Here is a 2342-nt window from a genome sequence, read left to right as displayed (position 1 = left end):
CTGCGCGGCGCTTCCGCCGGCGCGCTCGCTCTCGTCCTTTCATCCTCTCTCGCGCTGGCGCAGGACGCGCTCCCGACCATCGACATTGCCGGCGAGGCGCCCGCGCGCGCCAAAAGCGGAGAGAAATCGGCCTCGAGCCAGAATGGCGCGGGACTGGGCGTCCGCTTCACCGGCTACACGGTCGACATGGACACGGCGACCGTTTCTGGAAAGGATCGGACGTCGATCCTGAAGACGCCATTCAACATCCAGGTCGTGCCGCGCCAGGCGATGGATGACCAGCAGGCGATCTCGGTCAAGGACGCGATCGTCGGCAATGTCAGCAGCGTCCGCCCGGCCAGCGGCAATTTCGGCAGCAACTATCAACAGTTTCTGATCCGGGGCATCGACAATACGAATGTCTACCGGAACAATCTGAGACAATATCTGAACACCAGCCTGGAAACAGAAAATCTCCAGTCGATCGAAGTATTGAAAGGGCCTGCGGCGATGCTCTTCGGGAGGCTGGAGCCGGGCGGCGTCGTGAATCTGGTTGTCAAGCGACCGCTCGAGACGCCCTATGTCTCTGTTCAGGAGCAGTTCGGATCGTGGAACACGACCAGAACGACGGTCGACGCCACCGGGCCGCTCACGGAAGACAAGACCTGGCTCTACAGGGTCAATCTCGAATTTTCCCGCAACGACCACATTCAAAAATATCGCACCGACCAGAATGCTTTCGTCGGGCCGACGATCACCTATCATCCGATCGAGCAGTTCCGATTCAATCTCGATCTCGAATATCAGAACCACATATTCGGTCCCGACCGCCCGATCCCGGCCGTGGGGACGAGGCCGGCTTCGCTTGCGAGGAGCTTCACCCCCTCCAATCCGGGGCTCGAGCTGGCCAATCCGTCGCGCGAGGAACGCCGCAGCTTCGGCTATGACTGGACCTATGATATTTCCGACGATTGGCATGTGACCAACCGCTTCTATTATACGAATGCGCTGCTGACGCTTCGGCAAACCGGTATTTCCGCTCTCAACGAGACGACCGGGGTCGCGACCCGGAACGTCTACGACAATGGCGACCGCGTCCTGACCACGCTCTCCACCAATCTCGACGTGAACGGCAAATTTTCGATCGGCCCATTCGACAACGCCGTCCTATTGGGCGCCGACTACTATGACTTTCATCAACGTGGGTCGAATTTCTCAGGAGCGTCTCCTTTCGCTCCGCAGATCAACATCTATTACCCCATCGAGCCGCTGCAATATTATGTGAAGCTGCCGGACAATAATTTCTTCAAGACCGTCTTCGTCTGGAAAGGCGTCTATGGGCAGGACGTCATCTCCTTTTTCGACGACAAGGTGCATGTGCTGCTGGGAGGGCGCTACGACTGGGCCGAGAACGGGACCGGAAATAGCGCGATTTCCGACGAAGAGGCGCGCGGAGTCTATAATCCCGCGACGTCGCGAGGATTTCGCACCGCCTATGACGAGGCGTTCAGCCCGCGTGTGGGCCTGCTGATCCAACCCCTGCCCTGGCTCTCCTTCTATGGCAATTTCAGTCGTTCCTTCGGCGCGACGAATGCGCTCCCTGTTCCAGGGCAGCCGCTGTTCGCGCCGCAGATCGGCACGCAATTCGAAGGCGGCGTCAAGGCGGCGGTCTTGGATGGCGCGCTGACGGCGACCTTGGCCTATTACGATATCACGAAATCCAATATCACCGTCTCTGTTCCCGGCACGCCCTATGCGGTTCCGATCGGCACGGTCCGCAGCGAAGGCTTCGAATTCGACCTCGCCGGCCGTCTCGACGAGCATTGGAGCGTGATCGCGAATTACAGTCACGACGAGGCGCGCATCACCAAGGACAGCACGGCGACCGGCGGTTCCGGAACCACCGGCAATCGGATGACGAATGTGCCGCGCAACGCCGGAAATCTCTGGCTCAAATATGACGCCGACGGCGAATTCGAAGGTCTCAGCCTCGGCGGCGGGTTCAATTACGTCGGTCATCGACAAGGCGACGCGCAGAATAGCTTTCAGCTTCCCGCCCACACGCTCGTGAACGCGATGGTCATGTATCGTTTCCAGCCGAGCGCGCTGCCTTGGGTGAAGAATCTGACGGCGCAGGTCAACGTCCGGAATCTTCTCGACACGACCTATTTCCCGAACTCCGCCGGACGGCTATTCACATATCCCGGCGACGGACGTACGATCCTCGGATCGTTGCGTGTGGAATTCTAGAAAACGAGAGGAAGAGATGCGGCAAATCTCGACCGAGCTACGGCCCCTTTCCACCGGCGCGGATGAGGCGCCGGCCAATTCGGCGCGAAGCGCCGCCGACACACGGACGCGCG

1 protein-coding gene is annotated in these 2342 nt (G+C 59.9%); it reads left to right on the top strand.

All coding sequences use genetic code 11. From position 1 onward, the window contains the following. On the top strand, window positions 1-2229 hold a 2229-nt coding region (locus tag A1351_RS03775; protein WP_064032258.1), incomplete at its 5' end, for a TonB-dependent siderophore receptor. Window positions 2230-2342 lie beyond the last annotated feature (113 nt).

This window comes from Methylosinus sp. R-45379 (genome assembly GCF_001644125.1).
GTDB lineage: Bacteria > Pseudomonadota > Alphaproteobacteria > Rhizobiales > Beijerinckiaceae > Methylosinus.
This window is presented reverse-complemented; position numbering and strand designations above follow the sequence as displayed.